This is a genomic window from Cyclobacterium qasimii M12-11B (genome assembly GCF_000427295.1).
GTDB lineage: Bacteria > Bacteroidota > Bacteroidia > Cytophagales > Cyclobacteriaceae > Cyclobacterium > Cyclobacterium qasimii.
Genome location: NZ_ATNM01000097.1, coordinates 41,377 through 60,988, shown reverse-complemented (window position 1 = coordinate 60,988; position 19,612 = coordinate 41,377). Strand labels below are relative to the sequence as shown.

Genomic DNA, 19,612 nt, shown 5'->3' with positions numbered 1-19,612 from the left:
TGCTGACAAGACTCAAGTCCTAAACCAATCCTATATAGTTATTACATTATTGCATTAAACTTATACAAAGTTTCTCCCCAATATTCATCCTTCCTGAAATAAAGTGAAGAAATTGAAAACAGTATTTGTTGTTAAAATACTGTTTTGACCTCCGCATCACCTTACATCAACTGCATATATTAAGTACCATTAACACCTTCGCTTTAGCCTCCTAACCGAAACATTTAATAGAACTGCTACTACGTGATGAGACTACTCCTTATGAAAAGTCAGGAAACCCAGGCGCAAAACGTGGAATCAAAAATTGTCATGATGCTTACCATATGACTAAAACGCCCTTGTCTCATTGATTTCCAGTATTTTCAACGTAAAACTGATTAAAAATTAACATTTTATGTTGTACCTACTAACCTATCACCTTCCATCAAAATAACATTGGAATTAATCAATTAATTACGTTAAATTTAAGGCGTAACCTTTAACGGAACCCAATAAAATCTATGCCATTAATGAAATCTTATATTTTACTGATACTAGCTACCTTTAGTTTTTTTGAAGTTAGGGCTCAGGAAACTTTAGATTACACTACCGAAATAATCCCGGTATTGGACAAGCATTGCTATTCATGTCACAACACAGGAAACCCCTAAAGGTGGGGTAAACCTCAAAAGATATGAAGAAGAAGGGCGCATTGTAAAAGATGGGCAATTTTGGCTAAAGGTAGTGGATCAAATACAGTCTAAAGAAATGCCTCCATCAAATAAGCCAAGCTTAAATGAAGAGGATTATCATGTTCTTCTGGACGGAATCAATGGCATTTTAATAAAGTCTCTTGAGAAAAGAACGCCCGGTAAAGTTATCATCCGAAGGCTGAGTCACACAGAGTATCATTACACCGTTTTAGATTTGACGGGTGTAAACTTTGACGCTGTGAACAGATTTCCTGCCGATGGTTCGGGTGGTGGTGGATTTGACAACCAAGGAGGATCCTTGTTTTTCACCCCCCTTAAAATGGAACGTTATTATGATGCCTCTGAAGAAATCGTTTCACGGATCTTTGAAGATCCGGAGAAATGGCAGGAACTAGTCCCTGAGGACTATCATCAGAATCTTTGGGAAAGGTTTATAAATTGGCTAATGCCTAAATTCTCAGATAATTTCAAACCGCTCAACCCACCGGAAAAGGCCGCAGAAGAAGTGCTTTTCCCTTTCGCCAGCAAAGCCTATAGAAGACTTTTGAAGACAGAAGAAAAAGAGAAATTTATAGATCTTTTTTCTACAGTCTATCACTCTCGTCCTGAAGATCCAGATCCACAAAAATTTAATCGATCAATTGCTGAAGTTTTTAAGGCCGTATTAATTTCCCCTTCCTTTTTGTACAAAATGGAAGAAGAACCTTTGGGCCCCGACCCAATCGCCCTGGGGGATTTTGAATTGGCTACCAGGCTTTCTTTTTTCTTATGGTCAAGTATGCCTGATGATGAACTGTTTAACCTCGCTATGGAAGGCAAGCTTCAAGCTCCCGGAGAAATAGAAAATCAAGTAAAAAGAATGCTCGATGATCCCAAGTCTGAGAGGTTTTCAGAATCATTTGTGAGTCAGTGGTTGGGAATCAATAAATTAAAGGATGCCAACGCACCCTTGGCAGATCTGGTTCGATTTCCAGAATTCACACCTTCTATAAGAGAGGCCATGTTCAAAGAAACAACTTCTTTCTTCCATTATGTGATGACTGAAAGCAAAAATTTTCTTGACCTAATCAATAGTGATTATTCCTTTCTCAATGAAGAACTAGCCACCTATTATGGAATCGATGGTGTTGAAGGAAACGATTTCAAAAAAGTGATGCTAACCAATAATTCCAGAGGAGGCTTTTTAGGATTAGGCAGTGTACAGGCTGTCACATCGTTGCCTACCCGAACAAGCCCGGTACTTAGGGGGAAATGGGTTTTAGAGGAGATATTAGGGACATCACCACCGCCACCGCCGCCAGATGTCGCTGAATTGTCCGAAGATGAATCATTGCATGAAGAGTTAGGCTTGAAAGCACTTTTGGAAAGACATCGAGATGACCCAGCTTGTCAATCCTGTCATGAAAAAATGGATCCTCTTGGATTAGGCTTGGAAAATTTTGGGGCCGATGGAAAATGGAGAGATAGCTATGGAAGTACCCCGATAGATCCTACAGGTGTACTGATTTCAGGAGAAACCTTTGCTGGACCTGCAGAATTGAAAAACTTACTCATGAAAGAGAAAGATAAATTTGCGCGAAACCTATCCAAAAAATCATTGTCTTTTGCCATAGGTAGAGGTACAACTTTCACAGATGAAACCGCTATTAGGGAATTATCTGCCAGCTTACTAGAAAATGAATTCAATCCAGATAAATTTATTACTGCTTTGGTTCAAAGCTATCCTTTTCGAATGAAGATCAAAGATTTTCAAAAAAAGGTAAATGAGATTGATTAATAAATAGTTAGTAACTAACTTGAACCATAGTTACATTTGGTATTCCTAGAAATAAAAGAATAAAAGCGTAACTAATGACTGGTTTTAGGAAAGGAACAGAGGGGTAAAAACAGATTTAAAGTATAAGCTTGCTTTATAACATTAATATTTATGAATAAAAAGTGGCAAATATCCAGGAGGAAATTATTGAAAGGTATGGGGGCTGCCATTGCACTACCTTTTATGGAAGCAATGGCTTCTCCGCTAAATATTAAGAAATTTGGCAATGATGGGTTTCCGGTAAGATCCACCTTTATGTTTATGCCAAATGGTGTTCACCCTGGAAGATGGACCCCTGAGGGAATTGGTAGAAATTATACCCTGTCCCCTACTTTGGCTCCATTAGCGCATTTAAAAGATGACATTTTGGTCTTGGGCCAGTTGATGAACCAACATTCCATTTTCCAAGGAGCGGACGGACATTACGCCAAAACGGCCAACCTTTTAACTTGTCTCCCAATTTCAAAAACGGCTGGAGACAATATCAACAGTGGTGGCATTTCTATAGATCAACTTCTTGCCAACCACTATAAAAATGAGACGCTGTTTCCCTCTTTGGAATATGGATTGGATCGAATACAGACTGGAGTAGATATCAATGTAGGGTTTACCCGACTTTATGCCAGCAGTATTTCCTGGAAAAATGCCATGACACCACTATCCAAGGAAATTGATCCTAGGATGGCTTTTGACAGGTTATTTCGAACTTTCATTCCTGGGAATAACAAAATAGAAAACCCATACAAAAGCAGCATTTTAGATGCCGTATTGACGGAGGCCAAATCACTTAAAAATAATTTAGGCAGGTCTGACCAAGACAAGCTTGAAGAATATTTAGAATCTATCCGCTCAATTGAAAAAAGAATTAATAATCAGGATAGTTTAAAGGATTTTGCAAGCAGTATTACCCCTGATATCAAGCGTGAATTAATAAGCGTAAACCAGAATATTGAAGAATATGCTGAAGTACACAGTGGTGTAAATGTGACAGAGAAAACCAGGTTAATGTTTGACATCATTGCGCTAGCCATGTGGAGTGATGCCAGTAGAGTAGCCACTTTCATGTTTGGCAACTCCGTAAGTAACAGAAATTTTTCATTCTTAGAAGGTGTGAATGGGGCCCACCACTCTCTTTCTCACCATATGAATCATCCAGGGAACATGGAACAATATGACCGTATTACCAAATGGCACCTTGAGCAATACGCTTATTTTTTAGACAAGTTAAAGTCAATTAAAGAAGGGAATGGCACTTTATTGGACAATTCTTTGGTAATGTTTGCTTCTGGATTAAGAGATGGAAACAGACATTCTCCAAGAGATCTGCCCATTATTGTTGGGGGTCATGGAGGACATAAAATCAAATCCGGCCAAAACCTTATCTATGAGGAAAACACTCCACTGGCCAACCTCTATACAACCTGGATGCAATCTGTTGGTTTAGAACAAACACAATTTGCAGACAGTACTGGCACCCTAAATGGCATTTTAGCCTAATTTCTCATACTATCAAAAAGCATCACCGCAATAACAGGTTCTTAGCACCTGGTATACAGGAATCATATGGACAACAACGACTTGCCACCAAACGATAAAAAGTGGAACCTTTATTCTAGTAAAAAAATATTTTTACCCACTATTCTTATCCTACTTTACCTCACCATCCTTTTTGTACCTATTAGCCTTGAACAAGAAAGTCATTTGCTCGTTTTTTTCGGCAGGTTCCATCCACTTGTGCTGCATTTCCCAATAGTATTGATCCTGATAACCACTGGCTTTATTTTAATGGGTTTTTTCAATCCCAATTTCAATAAACCAATTATAATCCGATCACTTCTTTGGGCATCAGTATTCTTCTCATTTATCACCATTGTTGCTGGATTTCTATTATTTATTGCTGAAGCTTATTCAGGAGACATGGTAAACAATCACCTTGATGGTGCTCTGATCACAGGTATATCCATATCGGTTTGCCTTATTATTTACGAATCAAATCTGCATCAAAAACTTAAAGGCGGTTTTGTTTTTACTTGTTTCTTGGACTAGCAAATCTCTCACTGGCTTACACCAGTCATCTTGGCGGATCCCTTACGCATGGGGAAGATTTTCTAACAGCTCCTTTAGAAGCTTTACTGCCTGCAAAAAAAATCGACAAATCCCCTGAACAAATGTTGATTTATGCCGACATGGTAGCCACAATTTTAGATACAAAATGTGTTTCCTGCCACAATGAAAATAAAACCAAAGGAGATCTGCTCCTCAACAGCTATATGGCTTTATTGGAAGCGGGTAAAAGCGAAAAACATGCTGTTGTACCCGAGGACACAAGCAAAAGTGAACTTATTGTGCGGGTGTTGCTTCCCGAAGATCATGACGATAGAATGCCCCCTGAAGGAAAGCCAGGATTGACGTCCAATGAAATCACCTTACTATCTTATTGGATAACCAATGGTGCTTCTGATACCCTAAAGTACGGAGACATTGAAAATCAGGAGATCTTGGCAGAAATTGAAGGGTTAATGCCCGAGATTCAACATGCCCAATATAAGATTCTTGAAGAAAAGGAGGCTTTTAATGCTGCTTTGCAGGAATTACAGGAGATCGGCAAGCAAGTAGGAGTAGAAATTTCTGCAGATGAATTGACGAATAACAAATACTTTGGAATGAAAATGAAGTTCCCTCCAGCTCCTGTAGGAAATGAAGAGATTAAAGCATTTTCGGTTTATTTCCCTTACTTTTCACGCCTTTCTTTAGCTTCTTCGGGCATAGATGATGATGCACTATTTCTATTGGCAAAAATGCCTCAACTTCGCAGGCTTATCTTACAAAAAACCAATATTAACGGAGAGGGCCTTCCCTATTTAAAAGACCTTCCTCATCTCGAAGAGCTTAACCTATCCTTCACCCCATTAGATGACGGCAACTTGCTTTATCTTCTTGATTTTAAAAATCTTCAAAAAGTCTATCTTTTTGGTACCCCAGTGAAGCCTGAGGTTATAGCTGCCCTTCAAAAGCATAAACCGGACATGGAAATTATTTTAGAAGAAGGTCCATTTTATTAATGGTCTTTTTTATTACTTTTAGGTAATACATCTATAAACTACTCCTATAATACATGTTCAATACAATCAAGATACACAAAGCGTTACAACTGGCACTCTTAATTGGCATTAGCCTCTTTTGTTTCCCCAATTGCCAGCCAAAAGTCAATTCTGACACTGAAGTTCAAGCAGAAGAAACCAAGGTAAGAGGTTTTGACCTTTTAAAGGCCTACGTAGAAAAGGACCAGGACGTATACAATTACGAATTGGCTTTTGAATCCAAAGGTGATGGATATTCCTATTATGTCCTTAAGGTCATTTCGCAAAATTGGTTGACGGAGAAAGAAGTAACCGAAACCACCTGGTGGCATTGGGTTTCCTTTGTAGTTCCAGATGAACTTAAACACAACACCTCTTTATTGGTTATTTCCGGTGGAAGCAAGAACACCACTGTACCTGAAAAGCCAGACGACATGATTCTTCAGGCAGCACTTGCCACCGGATCTACTGCTATAAAGGTTCATAACATACCTTTTCAGCCGGTACAATTTGTAGGAGACACGCTTGGTTTAAGAACTGAAGACGGATTAATCGCCTATGGTTGGAGAGAATTTATGGAGAATGGCGCTAAAGATGAAGATGCGATTTGGTTGGCTAGATTTCCTATGACAAAAGCTGTTGTTTCAGCAATGGATGCAGTTGTAGACTATTCTAAAACCAACTTAGACTTATCTCTAGAGAAGTACGTAGTTGCAGGTGCATCTAAACGAGGTTGGACTACCTGGACAACTGCTGCGGTAGATGACAGAGTAATCGGAATGGTTCCTATAGTAATAGACATGCTTAATTTAACACCTTCATTTAAACACCATTGGCAGACTTACGGATTTTGGGCTCCTGCAGTAAATGATTATTCACATGAAGGAATATTTGATTGGATGGACAGTAAGGAATTTAATCGATTGGTTGAAATCGTAGAACCTTATGAGTTTCTGGAAGAATACAAAGACATCCCTAAATTACTAATCAACGGATCTGGAGATCAGTTTTTCCTTCCAGACAGCTGGAGATATTACTGGAATGATTTGCCAGGAGAAAGCCATTTGGCATATATCCCTAATGCTGGTCATGGCTTAAGGGATTCCGATGCTTCTCAAATCCTTTTAGGATTTTACTCTCACATTATCAATAACGTAAAACGACCTTCTTACAGTTGGGAGGTAAAAGACGATGCCATACAAATTAAAACAGACATCAATAATCCACCAGTAGCTGTAAAACTATGGTCTGCTACCAATGAAACTACTAGAGATTTCAGGATAGATGTTTTAGGCCCTCAATGGAAAGCCACAAATATCCCTTTTGAAGCAGATGGCGAATATACTATAGCTATAGCTGCTCCTTCTAAAGGCTGGTCTGGTCATTACGTTGAACTTACTTATGCTGGTGAAGCACCTTTGAAATTTACCACAGGTATAAAAGTGCTTCCAGATACGTATGCACATGAGCAATATGTACCAAAAGATAGAAAAGGAACACCGATAAAATAATATTTTTAATCCAAAGCAAATGCTATGTAGTAATCGCCAGACGGAGTACCCATTTTACCTCCTCCAGCTGCGATTACTACATATTGTTTTCCCTCAACGGAATAAATGGCAGGCGTAGCGTAGCCCCCAACAGGGAGTTTGTACTTCCATAGTTCTTCCCCTGTATCTTTATCGAATGCTCTAATATGTTCATCTTTAGACGCAGCGATAAAAACCAGTCCTCCTGCTGTTACCACTGGACCTCCATAATTCTCTGTTCCGGTTTGAGGAATTCCCCTCTCTGTAAGCTCCGTAAACTCACCCAATGGAACAGTCCATTCCATAGTACCTTTATTAAGATTGATCGCGCTGAGTGTACCCCAAGGCGGCTTAATGGCTGGGTATCCTTCCTCATCGAAAAACCTATTGTATCCCGTAGTGGTATAGGGCACTTCATTAACATTGGCTGTTGCTCCCGAATTCTGAAAATCTTCAGGCTTTTCGGTACTAAACAAATAATCAATAATTTGTTCCTTTACTTCTGTGTTCAATTGTTTGAAGGCGGGCATCCTTCCTTTTCCGTTACTTATCAATTCTGCCACCTCTTCTCTGAGTAAACGACTATCAAGATTTACAAGTGAAGGATAAGCTCCTGTCCCATCTCCATTTTTCTCTGGGCCATGACACATCGCACAATTGGTAAGATAGGCAGCATTCCCTAATGACAATTTTCCTGAATTAGTGGGAACCATGGTTAGTATCCAAGGCATTTCGTTGGCATTCACATATAGTAAACCTGTAGAAGCATCATATGCTGCTCCCCCCCACTCTCCTCCTCCATCAAAACCTGGTAAAATCACGGTCCCCTCTGTACTAGGAGGCATGAATTTCTGCCCATATTTTAAACCCTTCAATTTACTTGTTACATAGGCAGTAGCCTCTGGCGAAATATTGGTCACTTCCTCCTCCGTAAATATTTGCCTGGAAAATGGCGGTGGCGAAAGAGGCAAAGGTTGACTTAGCCAGGCCTCTTCTCCTAATAAAGTGGAAGGTGGCACCTCAACCTCTTCTATAGGGAAAAGCGGTGTACCATTGGCACGATCAAAAACGAAAACTCTACCTGATTTGGTGATTTGAGCAACTGCAGCAATGGTACTGTCTCCCCTATTGATCTGAACAAGGTTTGGAGGAGCAGGCAAATCCTTGTCCCAAAGATCGTGTCTAACTGTTTGATAGTGCCAAATTCGCTCACCTGTTGCGGCATTCAATGCCAGCAAAGAGTTGGCAAATAAATTTTCTCCCAAACGATGCCCTCCCCAAAAATCAAATGCGGCAGATCCAGTAGGAATATAAACAATTCCAGTGCTTTCATCCAAAGTCATTCCCGCCCAACTATTGGCTCCTCCTCTATTTTTATAGGCATCTTTTGGCCATGTATCGTACCCAAACTCACCCGGCCTGGGAATTGTATGGAATATCCATTCTACCTTACCAGACACCACATTAAACGCACGGATATATCCTGGAGCAGCATCTTTGCTTTCTGAAACCCTAGTCCCTACTATTAATTTATCTTCGTAAATCACACCAGGCGTGGAAGATGAAACAGAAAAGTCCTGCGCCCAATCTCCCAACCCTTCTTTGAGGGAGACTTTGCCATCCTTACCAAAATCTTTTATCCGCTCACCGGTATTAGCGTCTAATGCCAATAAATAAGAGCCAACAGAATAAAACAATCTCGCTTCAGAAGCTGAGGCCCAATGAACAAGACCTCTATTGACACTTACTCCTATTTTAAAATCTTTATGAGGGTCATACACCCAAAGCTGTTCCCCTGTAGCTGCATTTAAGGCAAAAGCCTTTAAATCAGGACTTGTACCATAGAGGATACCATCAATTATGAGTGGATTACATTGAATCTGACTTTTACCATTTTCAGAATGGCCTCCTGCTCGATACTGCCAGGCGGGCTGTAAATTGCGAACATTTTCTTTGTTGATTTGTTCCAATGCAGAATATTGGGAACTACCTTTACTTCCAAGGTAAGCCGGCCAATTCTCCTCTGCTACCTGATCTGAGCTTTGCCCAGTGCTACAGGCCAATAAAGTGGAGAAAACCATTAAATAGCAAATATTTTTATGCAATTTCACCTTACGCATCTAATTCATAGTTATGTTTCAAACAAATATATCATTTTTGTTTGAAGCAAAAAGGCTATTAAACCTGGAACAAGGAATAGTGCCAGGATTGTTATCCTTATCCACCGATAATATGAAGGTATAGAGACGGAATTATAACCAAGAACCTTAAACAAGTAAGTAGTTAATGCATAATTTAAGTATTTGAAATTTTAAGATTACAATTGCCTTACGTCAAACTTAATTACCAGCCCCTCATGAAAAAATTAGTTATTTGTAGACATGCAAAATCCTCTTGGGATGATCCAAAGTTAAAAGATCATGAAAGGCCCTTGTCTAATAGAGGTTTAAGAGATGCACCAATGATGGCGGCAAGGATGAATACCAATTCTATTTTTCCTGAAAAAATATTTACATCAGATGCTACAAGGGCTAAAATGACTGCTGAATTTTATCTTAAAGCTTTTGAAAAAATAGACGTAGTATACGAAGTTTCAAATGCTCTCTACATGGCTTCTGTAACCGAACTTCTAAAAGAGATAAAGAAAACAAGTAATAAGATAGACAGCCTGTTTATTTTTGGCCACAATCCAGGATTGACAGAATTGACCAATTATCTCGGGCAGCCATTAGAAAATCTTCCAACAGCTGCAATTATGGGATTTAAATTTGATGCTACTAGTTGGGAAAACATAAGTAGTGACAATGCATCATATTGGATGTTTGACTTCCCTAAAAACACATCACCTAAAATTTTCTAACATCCTGCAATACGGACTCAAATTTTGAAGGATTTTCAATCAAATACAGGACTTTATCAGCGACTTCTTCCGGAGTACTTAAGTCTCCATTATCCTTAAAAGATTTGAATTTAGAAAGTCCAGAGAAATCAATTTCAGAAGCTGCTCTAATTGATTCTTGCATAGGAGTATCGATGATGCCCGGTGACAACGCAAACAATTTAAACCCTTGATCCTTAAGGTCAGATTCCTCCTGTGCAATTAAAGTCATTTGATTTAAAGCGGCTTTTGATGAGCTATAGCCCGACCAACCATCTACTACCTTTGCTGCCGCACCTGAACTTACATTAACAACGACTTTAGTACCTTTGTTGTTTTTGTATTTTCGCATAAAGGCATTCATTAGAATTGCCGGAGCAATTACATTCACCGAATGAATTGTCTTGATTGCCATTGGAGAAATATTTCCATTATAAGCGATTTCCCCTATCCACCCAGCATTATTAATCAATACTACCTTGTCATAATTTCCAAATGGGAAAATCTCATGCAATTTATCGATCAAGCTATTGGTGTCAGAAAGGTCAATTTGCAAAGGAATAAAATTATCTTCTGGCTGAAGGGGACTTCTGGATATACCAATTACTCTTGTATTTGGCAATTTCAACAATAGATTTTTTAGTGCTTCACCAAGTCCTTTACTAGCACCTGTTAGTATATAGAGGGATTGTCCTTCCATTTTTTAAATATTTATTTTTATTTATTTGTTGAAAACGCCATTCCTTTTCAAAAACCCAAATTCAACTTTATTTTACGGGAAATATTCAATAGTCATTCCTGAATAAAGGATTGTCCGTTTCATTGAAGAAAGGAGTCTTTTAACCTAAGTTTCAGGCCAGGTATTTTGGGAGTTATGTTTCGGAAGCTTCCACACGGTGCTTTAGCTTTAAACTTAAGGAATGAAAGCGATAAACAAGCATTATAGCGGTAAGGGTAAGACCAATCAACAATCCGACCCAAATACCCAATTCGTTCCAATGAAGCGTGAAAGCCAGATAATACCCCAATGGGAGCCCAATTACCCAATAAGCAATGAGTGTTACCACTGTAGGTATTTTGACATCAGACAATCCCCTCAATGTACCCAAGGCAACGACTTGCAAGCCGTCAGAGATTTGAAAAATCCCAGCAATAACCAAGAGGCTAGCAGCCATTTCTACTACCTGACGATCATCTATATAAAGCAATGGCAAGTAATTTTTCAACAAAAGAAAGGTGATTGCAAACACGGACATAAAGACGGTCACCATCCCAAAGATAGAAAAACCTACTTCTCGAAGTTTCGAAATATCTCTTTTGCCCAGTTGATTCCCTATCCTTACCATAGCTGCTGCTGATAAACCTGAAGCCATCATATAACTTATGGAAGCAAGGTTAATGGCAATTTGGTGCGCTGCTAAGGCATTGACACCTATCCAACCCATCATAATGGCTGCAGTACTAAAGGCCCCTACTTCAAAAATAAATTGCAACCCAGTAGGAATGCCTATTGCGAGCATTTTTTTAATAATAGGCAACCTTAACTGCTTCAAATGTATGCCTCTAATATATTTTTTATACCTTTTTGATTTGGTCACATACAGGTACAATGCCCAAGCCATAAGGATTCGAGAAATCAATGTAGCCCATCCTGCACCATTTAATCCTAATGCCGGAAAACCCCAATTGCCATAAATTAGCAACCAGTTTAGCCCTATATTCAAAAGGTTAAATACGACCGTAATAAACATGGCTTGCTTGGTTTGAGAAAGCCCTTCTATAAACTGCTTATAGGTTTGGAAAAACATAAACGGCAGTAAAGAAAAGGTGATAATCAACAAATAAGGAATGGCAAGCACCACAACTTCCTGGGGTTGATTGATCAATTTCAAACCAGGAGAAATGGCTAAAATCAAAAGAAATAGAAAAACAGAGGCCACTGTATTGATCACAAAACCATGATTTAGGAACCTACCTATTTTACCAGTTTTTCCTTCACCATCAGCCGCAGCAACCATAGGAGTTACTGCCATGGAAATCCCTATTCCAAACATTAAAATCACGAAAAAAATACTATTAGCAAGAGAGGCTGCAGCGAGTGGAACGGCTCCTAATCTACCTACCATAATATTGTCAGCCACTCCCACCATTACTTGACCAAGTTGACTTAGCATCACTGGGTAAGCTAGGGTAAATGTCTTGTCAAAATTATTTCTAAAGCCCTTAAACATAAAAATTAAGTATTATCTCTTCAATAAAACGGCGGTTTTTAAAATTGCGGCCATGCTAATGGCATCAGTAATTTGTCCATCCATAACCATCTGGTAGGCTTCATTAAACGGTAAGTGCCATATTTTCAGGTCTTCAGTATCATCGAACTCAGTTTCTCCCTGTGTCAAGCCTTTGGCCAGGTACACATAACCAACCTCATCTGTTACAGAATTTGATGTATGTATCTTTAGTAATTCTGTCCACTCCTTAGCCTGTAAACCAGTTTCCTCTTTAAGTTCTCTTTTGGCACTTTCAAGAGCTGTCTGATCGGCCGGTCCACCTCCCATTGGTATCTCCCAGGCATATTCATCCACAGTATAGCGGTATTGACCTACTAGCCAGGTATAACCATTTTCATCAAGTGGCAGAATACCTATTGCCAGGTTTTTAAAAATCACTTTCCCATAAATACCTTTTTTTTGAGTAGGAGTTATTACCTGGTGTTCTTCTACCTTGATCCAAGGGTTGTCATACACCTCTTTTTTAGAAATTGTTGTCCACGGATTTTTCATAATAAAAAAAGGGTGACTAAAAGCCACCCTTTAAACGCTTTAAATAATTGTAAGCTTATGCCGGTATAGGCAAAACTTTGCTGTCTTTAAAAGTGGAAAGGATAACCATAGATTGCATAGAATCCACTTCCTTAATCTCACTTACTTGCTCCAACATTAACTTCTGATAAGAATTAATGTCTTTAGATATGATTTTCAAAATAAAATCTCCTGTTCCTGTGATGTGATGACATTCAATCACTTCTGGGATTTGATTGATCTCTTTCATAAATGCGTCTATGTTAGACTTATTATGACCAATCAAACCTACCAAAACAAAAGTACTAACTCCAAGTCCAATTTTTTCTGGATCTAACTTAGCGTGATAGCTTTTAATTATTCCTGATTGTTCCAATTTTTTAACCCTCTCTAAAGTTGGCGCTGGAGACAATCCTATATCTTTTGAAAGCTGCGCATTTGTAATTTTTGCGTTGCCTTGTAGAATTTCTAAAATCTTACGGTCAATTTTGTCAAATTTCACTTTTATACTATTATCCATATTGTAAAGAATTTACCGAATTATATGTGGCACAAAGGTAATCTAATTTATATTTATTTTAAAGACATTTACGAAAAAAACGCAAGCACGGACGGAATATTGTTGTTTATTTATCATTATTTTTAAAATTATTGTGCTTACTGTTTCGTGATTCGCTAAAAAACGTGGTTTTACCCTCGATTAGGCTAACAATGAACAATTTAGTGCTTATAAAAGTTTATTCTTTTTGGAAAATTCTCGTGCTTCCTTATTAGCAGGGTGACGGCGCTTCGAATTTTCTTTTACTAAGTCTAAATAACGTTTGGCTTCTTTTTTATTTCCTTGCTTAAATAAAATTTTGCCTACCTGAAGAAGGGAAAACAAATAGTACCCACTTTCCTGAGCATCCAACTCATTCCCGAAAGCAACAGATCTTAGGTAATAGGGCATGGAATTCTCTGACTGACCCATTCTTTCGTAATTCTGGGCCACAAAGAAAGAAGCGTATCTCCCACTGGTTGCTTCATAACCAGTCCATTTCTCATCAATTCGTTTAAGAATCTCCAATGAAACATCCTTTGCTTCCCGTCCCCTGCCTACAGCATACAATTGCCTGGCAAAATGTCGGTGGAAATAGGGGTTATTTGGATATTTACTATGGAGATAACTCGTAATTTCTAACGCCTTAAAAGGCTTTTTCTCCTCTGTAGCATAAAGTCTAAACAGAAAATATTGAGCTTCTACCCTAGCATAGAAAGAACTTTTCGCAACTTCTTCCAACTGTTTCAACCCCAATTGCTGATCTCCTTTAGGAAACAACAACATTAATGGCTTTAACAATGGGTAATTTTCAGGTATCCACACTGAAAAATAATTGAACAACGCATCCCCCAATAATAATTCAGGATTCAACTCTTCCTCACCCCTGCTTAGTTCCAGGTATTTCAACGCATTTCTGCTGGCAAAGGTCGAACTTGTCCAATTTTTTCTTTCACTATGTAACCTTCCCTGAAAACCATAAGCTCCAGCAAGAAAAAAAGCGGCTTCTTTATTCTCAGGATTGTCTCCCAGCATTTTCTCCGCTTTTTCTATGGTTAGATCCATGTATTTAAGCATGAGCGCATCATGGCTTTTGTTGTCTACAGCCACAACAATTTTCCACCATTGGCTCAATCCCATTAAAAAATAAGGAAGGGGGTGTTCTGGGTAAGTATAACGCATGACAAGAAAACCCCTTTCAACTTTCTCAAAATCAAAGTTATACATACTATTAATAGCATCGGTAATTCTAAACTGGAGTCCTTTATCAAGCAAAAGATATCCGTTTTCTTGCTTGTTAACATCTGTAATGACATCCTCCTGAGCCTGCACCACTGCAGGAACAATACTATTAATTAATAGTAATAAGGGTAATACTATCTGGGTATATTTCATTAAGTCGGTTTTCTATAAAACTCATTTTCATACAGCATAAACGCTATTTGACGATAATTAATTTCGAAAACCCAAAGAATTTCTTTTGACTTACTAAAAAACAGGTTCTGATGTGAAAATCCTGAGTAAAACCTGGTCACCATTTTATTCAGAGTGGCCATAAAAAAACAGACCCATTAAACCACGATTGCAATAAATGCAATTTAGGTCAATGGATCTGTAAACAGCAATAAGATAAAAAAATTAACAGCTTACCTTAATACCTAATCGATTTTTCTTGGATACATCTGAGATGGTGCTTTTCCATGCTTTCAATGCCAAAGAATCGGGTATATTAATATCGTCGAATGTAATTATTTCTCCTTCCTCAATATTTCGCTTCAATTGAACTTTGCTCATTAAACCAATAGGGACATGGTTTGGGCAATCAGTAATCTTGATTGCTTCACCCCTTACTTCCATCCCACCGATTCCTTTGTCAATATAAGAACCTGAAGTCAAATTTTTCTTTGCAATCGTACCTACACTAATGGAAGGCACATCTCCATTGTCAAGTAAAATTTCATTGTTATTCACCAAATTTAAAATACTGTTAGGTATCTCAAAAAAGCACAAATGCATGGGCTTGTATAGTAAATAAAATGGTCCTTTACCCATTTTGTAGGTTGTCAATTCTCCTGCCAAATCTTCTTGGTGAGTAGCAGTGATAAACACACCTGGAGGTGACTCTCTGGAGATAATATAGTCACTTATTACAGCATTTTCTTTTTGGGCTATTTCACCTAAAGCAAAAGCCCCGGTTTCAAAGTCACTTGTTTCGTAACCTACTAGCCCGCGCTTAACGATATCCAAGCCAAGGCCATTTGCGATAAGCGCTTGTTCAATCTGTAGTTTTGTTCCATCTGTAAAGGAAGTAACAGAACTAAGGCTGTAACCTTGTTTCTGCCCCCAAAACAACATGTCTTCTAATGTTGGATTCTTGTTTAGAAAACCTTTAATATTACCATATACCAAAGGCTTAAAACCCATTTGAATCACTTCTTTATTAAGAGCGGCTAGACAACCAGGTTGGTCACCATTTGCCTCTGTAATCACACCACGTTTAGACAACCAAGAACCAGTAACTACCTGAGTGTCTGCATCCATAGTTACAACTGGAAGTCCGTAAACAAATGCTTTATCAATGATTTCTGTTGAATAAATAGGATCTCCAGTGCTTACTACAATTAAATCTGAGCAATCAAGTACCTCTTCAGGTGAAGTGGTTAAAAGTTCCTGACTAACTCCAAGATCGTTAATTGATCCTTCTCTTCTGGTCAATATTTTTGAGATGACCATGTCCTGTCTTCTAGCAATAAGTTTAGCCAAACCTCTCCCGATCCCACCAGTACCTACTATCCCAATCCTAAGTTTTTTGCTGTTTATACTTTTCATCTTTAAAAATTTTGTTTGCTGTTTGTCCGCTGTTTATACTTGACAATGTAAAGGTAAGTAAAAAATTTAAAAACCATTTTATTGTATTTAAAATACATAAAAAATATGTTAAAAAATCGGATCGTATTAAATTCCTTATGTCAATTCAAACCTTTACAACCTCCTATTTAACTAGGTTTTTGTAAAAAACATAGGGATAATATAACACAAATAAGTCTATTTAAGAAATTTAATTTCGATCCTTTTAATTTCATTTTTTTTTCATTCTATTCCGCATTTAATGGTTAATCATCTAAGATTTCAGGCAACTGAAGCTTTTTTAGTTTTTTAAATGAAGCAATTCACCTATAATTCATTATAATTTTTTTATTTTCGCCTTTCATAAATAACCAGGTAACATGCTAAATTATGCCAGGGTCAACAATCTTGCAGGTTGGACCACCTTCTTTATTGCATTTATTACTTATTTGCTCACCATCGAAGAAACTGCTAGTTTCTGGGATCCGGGAGAATTTATAGCTGTAGCCTATAAATTACAAGTGCCTCATCCCCCGGGAGCTCCTTTCTTTTTACTAATCTACCGAATGTTTAGTTTTCTAGCACTCGGGGATGGTCTGGAAATTGCCTATTGGATGAATGTTGGTAGTGCCTTACTTTCAGCATTTACCATACTGTTCCTCTTTTGGACCATTACACTTCTTGGTAGAAAGTTATTGCTTAAGAACACTGACACTCCTGATCAAGAGCAGGTTTACACCTTGATTGGTGCGGGATTTATCGGCGCATTGGCGTACACCTTTTCAGATAGCTTTTGGTTTTCAGCTGTAGAAGCTGAAGTATATGCCATGTCTTCCTTTTTTACCGCCATAGTTATATGGGCCTTTTTGAAATGGGACGTTATTAAAGACCCCAGGGATGAAAACAAGTACATGATCTTCATAGCTTACCTGGTAGGCTTATCAATAGGAGTCCATCTCTTGAATCTTGTAACACTTCCAGCACTTGCATTGGTTGTTTATTTTAAGAAATACAAAAACCACAACTTAAAAGGTGGAATCATTGCCTTTTTATTAGGAGGTGTTGCTTTGATTCTTATCAATAACTTTATTATACCTGGTCTTCCAAGCATTGCTGGTTCTTTGGAAATATTTTTCGTCAATAACCTTGGGCTACCCTTCGGTTCTGGAATAATATTCTTTTCAATCGCTTTTTTAGGAGGCCTTGTATTTGCCGTTATTTACTCTTACCGCAAAGAGAAAGTTATCCTTAACACCATATTATTATGTTTCTCCTTTATCCTTATTGGATACAGTAGCTACGCATTGATTGTAATCCGAGCAAACGCCGAACCTGTAATCAATGAAAACGATCCAAAAGACATTATCAGCTTTGTCAGTTACCTTAAAAGAGAACAATATGGTTACAGACCATTGGTTCATGGACAATATTTCACCGCTGACATTGTAGATCAGGTAGAGGGAGATCCTGTTTATGCAAAAGGCAAAGAGAAATATGAGATTGTAGATTACCAACTAAAGAATATCTACGATTCGGAGAAAACAACGCTCCTACCAAGAATATACTCTACTCAAGAGCGCCACAAGCAAATCTATAGGACCAAACTAGGATTGAGAGAAGGCCAAGACCCTACTTTCTTTGATAACATCTATTTCATGTTTGATCATCAGCTTGGGCACATGTACTGGCGATACTTTATGTGGAATTTCAGCGGCAGGGAAAGTGACCTGAGTAATGCTGCCTATTTAAGTATATGGAATACCGTTACCACAGATTTCCCGGATTACATCAAAGAAAACAAGGGACATAACAATTACCTTATGCTCCCCTTAATTTTAGGACTGATAGGAATGTTTTTCCAAGCCAAGCATGATCCGGAATCATTCTGGCTTACCTTATCACTATTCCTAATGATGGGCGTAGTGTTGGTACTATATCTCAATTCACCACCGGTGGAACCACGGGAAAGGGATTATATATACGTTGGTTCGTTCTATACTTTTGCCATCTGGATAGGGTTTAGTGTAATGGCAATTAGCAGCCAACTTAGAAAAATGAAAAAAGGGCTGGTGATGGCAGGCGTATATGCTGCTTTAATCACACTTCCTGTACCATTATTAATGGCCGCAGAAAACTGGAATGATCACAACAGATCTGATCGTTATTTCTCAGTGGATTCTGCAAGGAATTTCTTAGCTTCTTGCGCTCCAAACGCTATCCTATTTACAGGAGGAGACAATGACACCTTTCCACTATGGTATGTTCAGGAAGTAGAAGGCTTCAGAACTGATGTTAGGGTTATTGTACTGAGTTATTTTGATACTGACTGGTATGTAAAACAAATGGCCAGGCCAGTTAATGAATCTGCGGCACTGGATTTCTCCTTGGACTTTGACAATTATAAAAAAGGCACCAATGATGTGCTATACGTCACAGAGAGAATTGAAAGTCTTCCTTTGGTAGACTACCTTAAATTGTTAAAAGAAGACAGTGACTTGCTAAAATTATCTGGCAACAGGTCAAGCAGCAATATCAACACCGTCCCTTCTCGTATCCTAACATTGCCTATCAACACAGAGAATGTTGATAAATCTGGCATTGTACCAGAGCAGTTTGAGGATTTAAAAATACCAAGCATCAACATCCGTATTAAAGGAAACTATGTAACCAAAGGCAATTTGATGCTTCTGGACTTAATTGCGACCAATAATTGGGAAAGGCCTATTTATTTCAATAACACTTCTCTGGCTACAATAGGCTTTGACATGAGTAACCATGTAGTAATGGAAGGCCTTACCTATCGTTTGCTTCCTATTCAGAAACCAGACAACCAGGATGAGCTGATCAATACAGATTTGGCCTATACGAATGTCACTGAGAATTTCGCCTTTAGGGGAATGGACAATCCGGACAACTATTTTGATGACGAGTACAGGAGATTCACTTCCAATCACAGAAGCGCATTGAATAGTATTGCCATTGCATTGCTGGAAGAAGAGGATAAAGAAAGGGCAGCAGACATTATGCGTTTGAGCCTGGAAAGACTACCGGGCAAGGCGATCCCTTATGATTTGGCAAGCGGACAGGCTGTTCCAATATTATTTGAATTGGGAATGAATGATGAAGCCCTGGATATAATAGATCAAATGTCTAAAAAATCAATAGAGATGCTTGATTTCTACCAAGAGACTGGAAGAGCAATGGATAGAGAAGCTCAAATTTCAATGGAAATGTTACGTTACTTTGGGCCAGTGTTAACTGAACAAGGCTATGAAGAAAAAGCCAATCAAATTCAGCAGGAATTTACACGAATTTTCGGCACATCAGCTGGTAGCCAACGGCTACAAAGGAGATAATAACTATTCTAATACCTCAACGGTAGGTTTGGAATCAAAAAATAAGCCATAATGGCGTAATTATTTACAATCGAC

Annotated in this window: 14 protein-coding genes; 7 read left to right on the top strand and 7 right to left on the bottom strand. The window is 38.4% G+C overall.

Annotated features, from left to right (window positions below):
• Positions 1–723 precede the first annotated feature (723 nt).
• The 5 genes from ADICYQ_RS10370 to ADICYQ_RS10350 all read left to right on the top strand — a co-directional run bounded on the left by ADICYQ_RS10370 (position 724) and on the right by ADICYQ_RS10350 (position 7,099).
• Entirely contained in the window at positions 724–2,469 is a 1,746-nt protein-coding gene (locus ADICYQ_RS10370; RefSeq protein WP_020892292.1) for a DUF1592 domain-containing protein, read from the top strand.
• Positions 2,470–2,619: 150 nt separating this feature from the next.
• A complete protein-coding gene (locus ADICYQ_RS10365) occupies positions 2,620–4,005 on the top strand; it encodes a DUF1552 domain-containing protein (RefSeq protein WP_020892291.1) in 1,386 nt (461 codons plus the stop codon).
• Positions 4,006–4,071: 66 nt separating this feature from the next.
• Entirely contained in the window at positions 4,072–4,554 is a 483-nt protein-coding gene (locus ADICYQ_RS10360) for a DUF2231 domain-containing protein (RefSeq protein ID WP_020892290.1), read from the top strand.
• Complete coding sequence (locus ADICYQ_RS10355; RefSeq protein WP_020892289.1) at positions 4,539–5,570, top strand: c-type cytochrome domain-containing protein; 1,032 nt, start codon at positions 4,539–4,541, stop codon at positions 5,568–5,570. Before ADICYQ_RS10360 ends, ADICYQ_RS10355 begins: the two co-directional genes overlap by 16 nt.
• Positions 5,571–5,623: 53 nt before the next feature.
• Positions 5,624–7,099, top strand: coding sequence for a PhoPQ-activated pathogenicity-related family protein (locus ADICYQ_RS10350; RefSeq protein WP_020892288.1), 1,476 nt, complete (start codon positions 5,624–5,626; stop codon positions 7,097–7,099).
• Between the two features lie 5 nt (positions 7,100–7,104).
• On the opposite strand, the gene ADICYQ_RS10345 is transcribed toward ADICYQ_RS10350, so the two are convergent.
• Entirely contained in the window at positions 7,105–9,237 is a 2,133-nt protein-coding gene (locus ADICYQ_RS10345) for an outer membrane protein assembly factor BamB family protein (protein ID WP_040415640.1), read from the bottom strand.
• A 236-nt stretch (positions 9,238–9,473) separates the two neighbouring features.
• On the opposite strand from ADICYQ_RS10345, the gene ADICYQ_RS10340 reads away from it, so the two are divergent.
• Entirely contained in the window at positions 9,474–9,977 is a 504-nt protein-coding gene (locus tag ADICYQ_RS10340; RefSeq protein ID WP_020892286.1) for a SixA phosphatase family protein, read from the top strand.
• Here the strand turns inward: ADICYQ_RS10340 and ADICYQ_RS10335 are convergent.
• The 6 genes from ADICYQ_RS10335 to ADICYQ_RS10310 form a co-directional block, all read right to left on the bottom strand.
• The gene (locus ADICYQ_RS10335) at positions 9,964–10,695 is read right to left on the bottom strand and encodes an SDR family NAD(P)-dependent oxidoreductase (protein WP_020892285.1); all 732 of its coding nucleotides are present in this window, start codon (positions 10,693–10,695) and stop codon (positions 9,964–9,966) included. The two genes, ADICYQ_RS10340 and ADICYQ_RS10335, sit on opposite strands and share 14 nt — an antisense overlap.
• A 172-nt stretch (positions 10,696–10,867) precedes the next feature.
• Positions 10,868–12,226 carry an MATE family efflux transporter gene (locus ADICYQ_RS10330; protein WP_040415639.1) on the bottom strand — a complete coding sequence of 453 codons (1,359 nt, stop codon included), beginning with the start codon at positions 12,224–12,226 and terminating at the stop codon, positions 10,868–10,870.
• Positions 12,227–12,238: 12 nt separating this feature from the next.
• Positions 12,239–12,778, bottom strand: a complete 540-nt coding sequence (locus ADICYQ_RS10325) for an NUDIX domain-containing protein (RefSeq protein ID WP_040415637.1) — start codon at positions 12,776–12,778, stop codon at positions 12,239–12,241.
• Between the two features lie 55 nt (positions 12,779–12,833).
• Positions 12,834–13,316, bottom strand: coding sequence for an Lrp/AsnC family transcriptional regulator (locus ADICYQ_RS10320; RefSeq protein ID WP_014018107.1), 483 nt, complete (start codon positions 13,314–13,316; stop codon positions 12,834–12,836).
• Positions 13,317–13,523: 207 nt separating this feature from the next.
• A complete protein-coding gene (locus ADICYQ_RS10315; protein ID WP_020892281.1) occupies positions 13,524–14,729 on the bottom strand; it encodes a tetratricopeptide repeat protein in 1,206 nt (401 codons plus the stop codon).
• A 243-nt stretch (positions 14,730–14,972) separates the two neighbouring features.
• Positions 14,973–16,163 (bottom strand): homoserine dehydrogenase, encoded by a 1,191-nt coding sequence (locus tag ADICYQ_RS10310; protein WP_020892279.1) that lies wholly within the window; start codon positions 16,161–16,163, stop codon positions 14,973–14,975.
• 398 nt (positions 16,164–16,561) lie between these two features.
• Here ADICYQ_RS10310 and ADICYQ_RS10305 point away from each other — a divergent pair, with 398 nt between their 5' ends.
• Positions 16,562–19,537, top strand: a complete 2,976-nt coding sequence (locus tag ADICYQ_RS10305; RefSeq protein WP_020892278.1) for a glycosyltransferase family 117 protein — start codon at positions 16,562–16,564, stop codon at positions 19,535–19,537.
• The last annotated feature ends 75 nt before the right edge of the window (positions 19,538–19,612 follow it).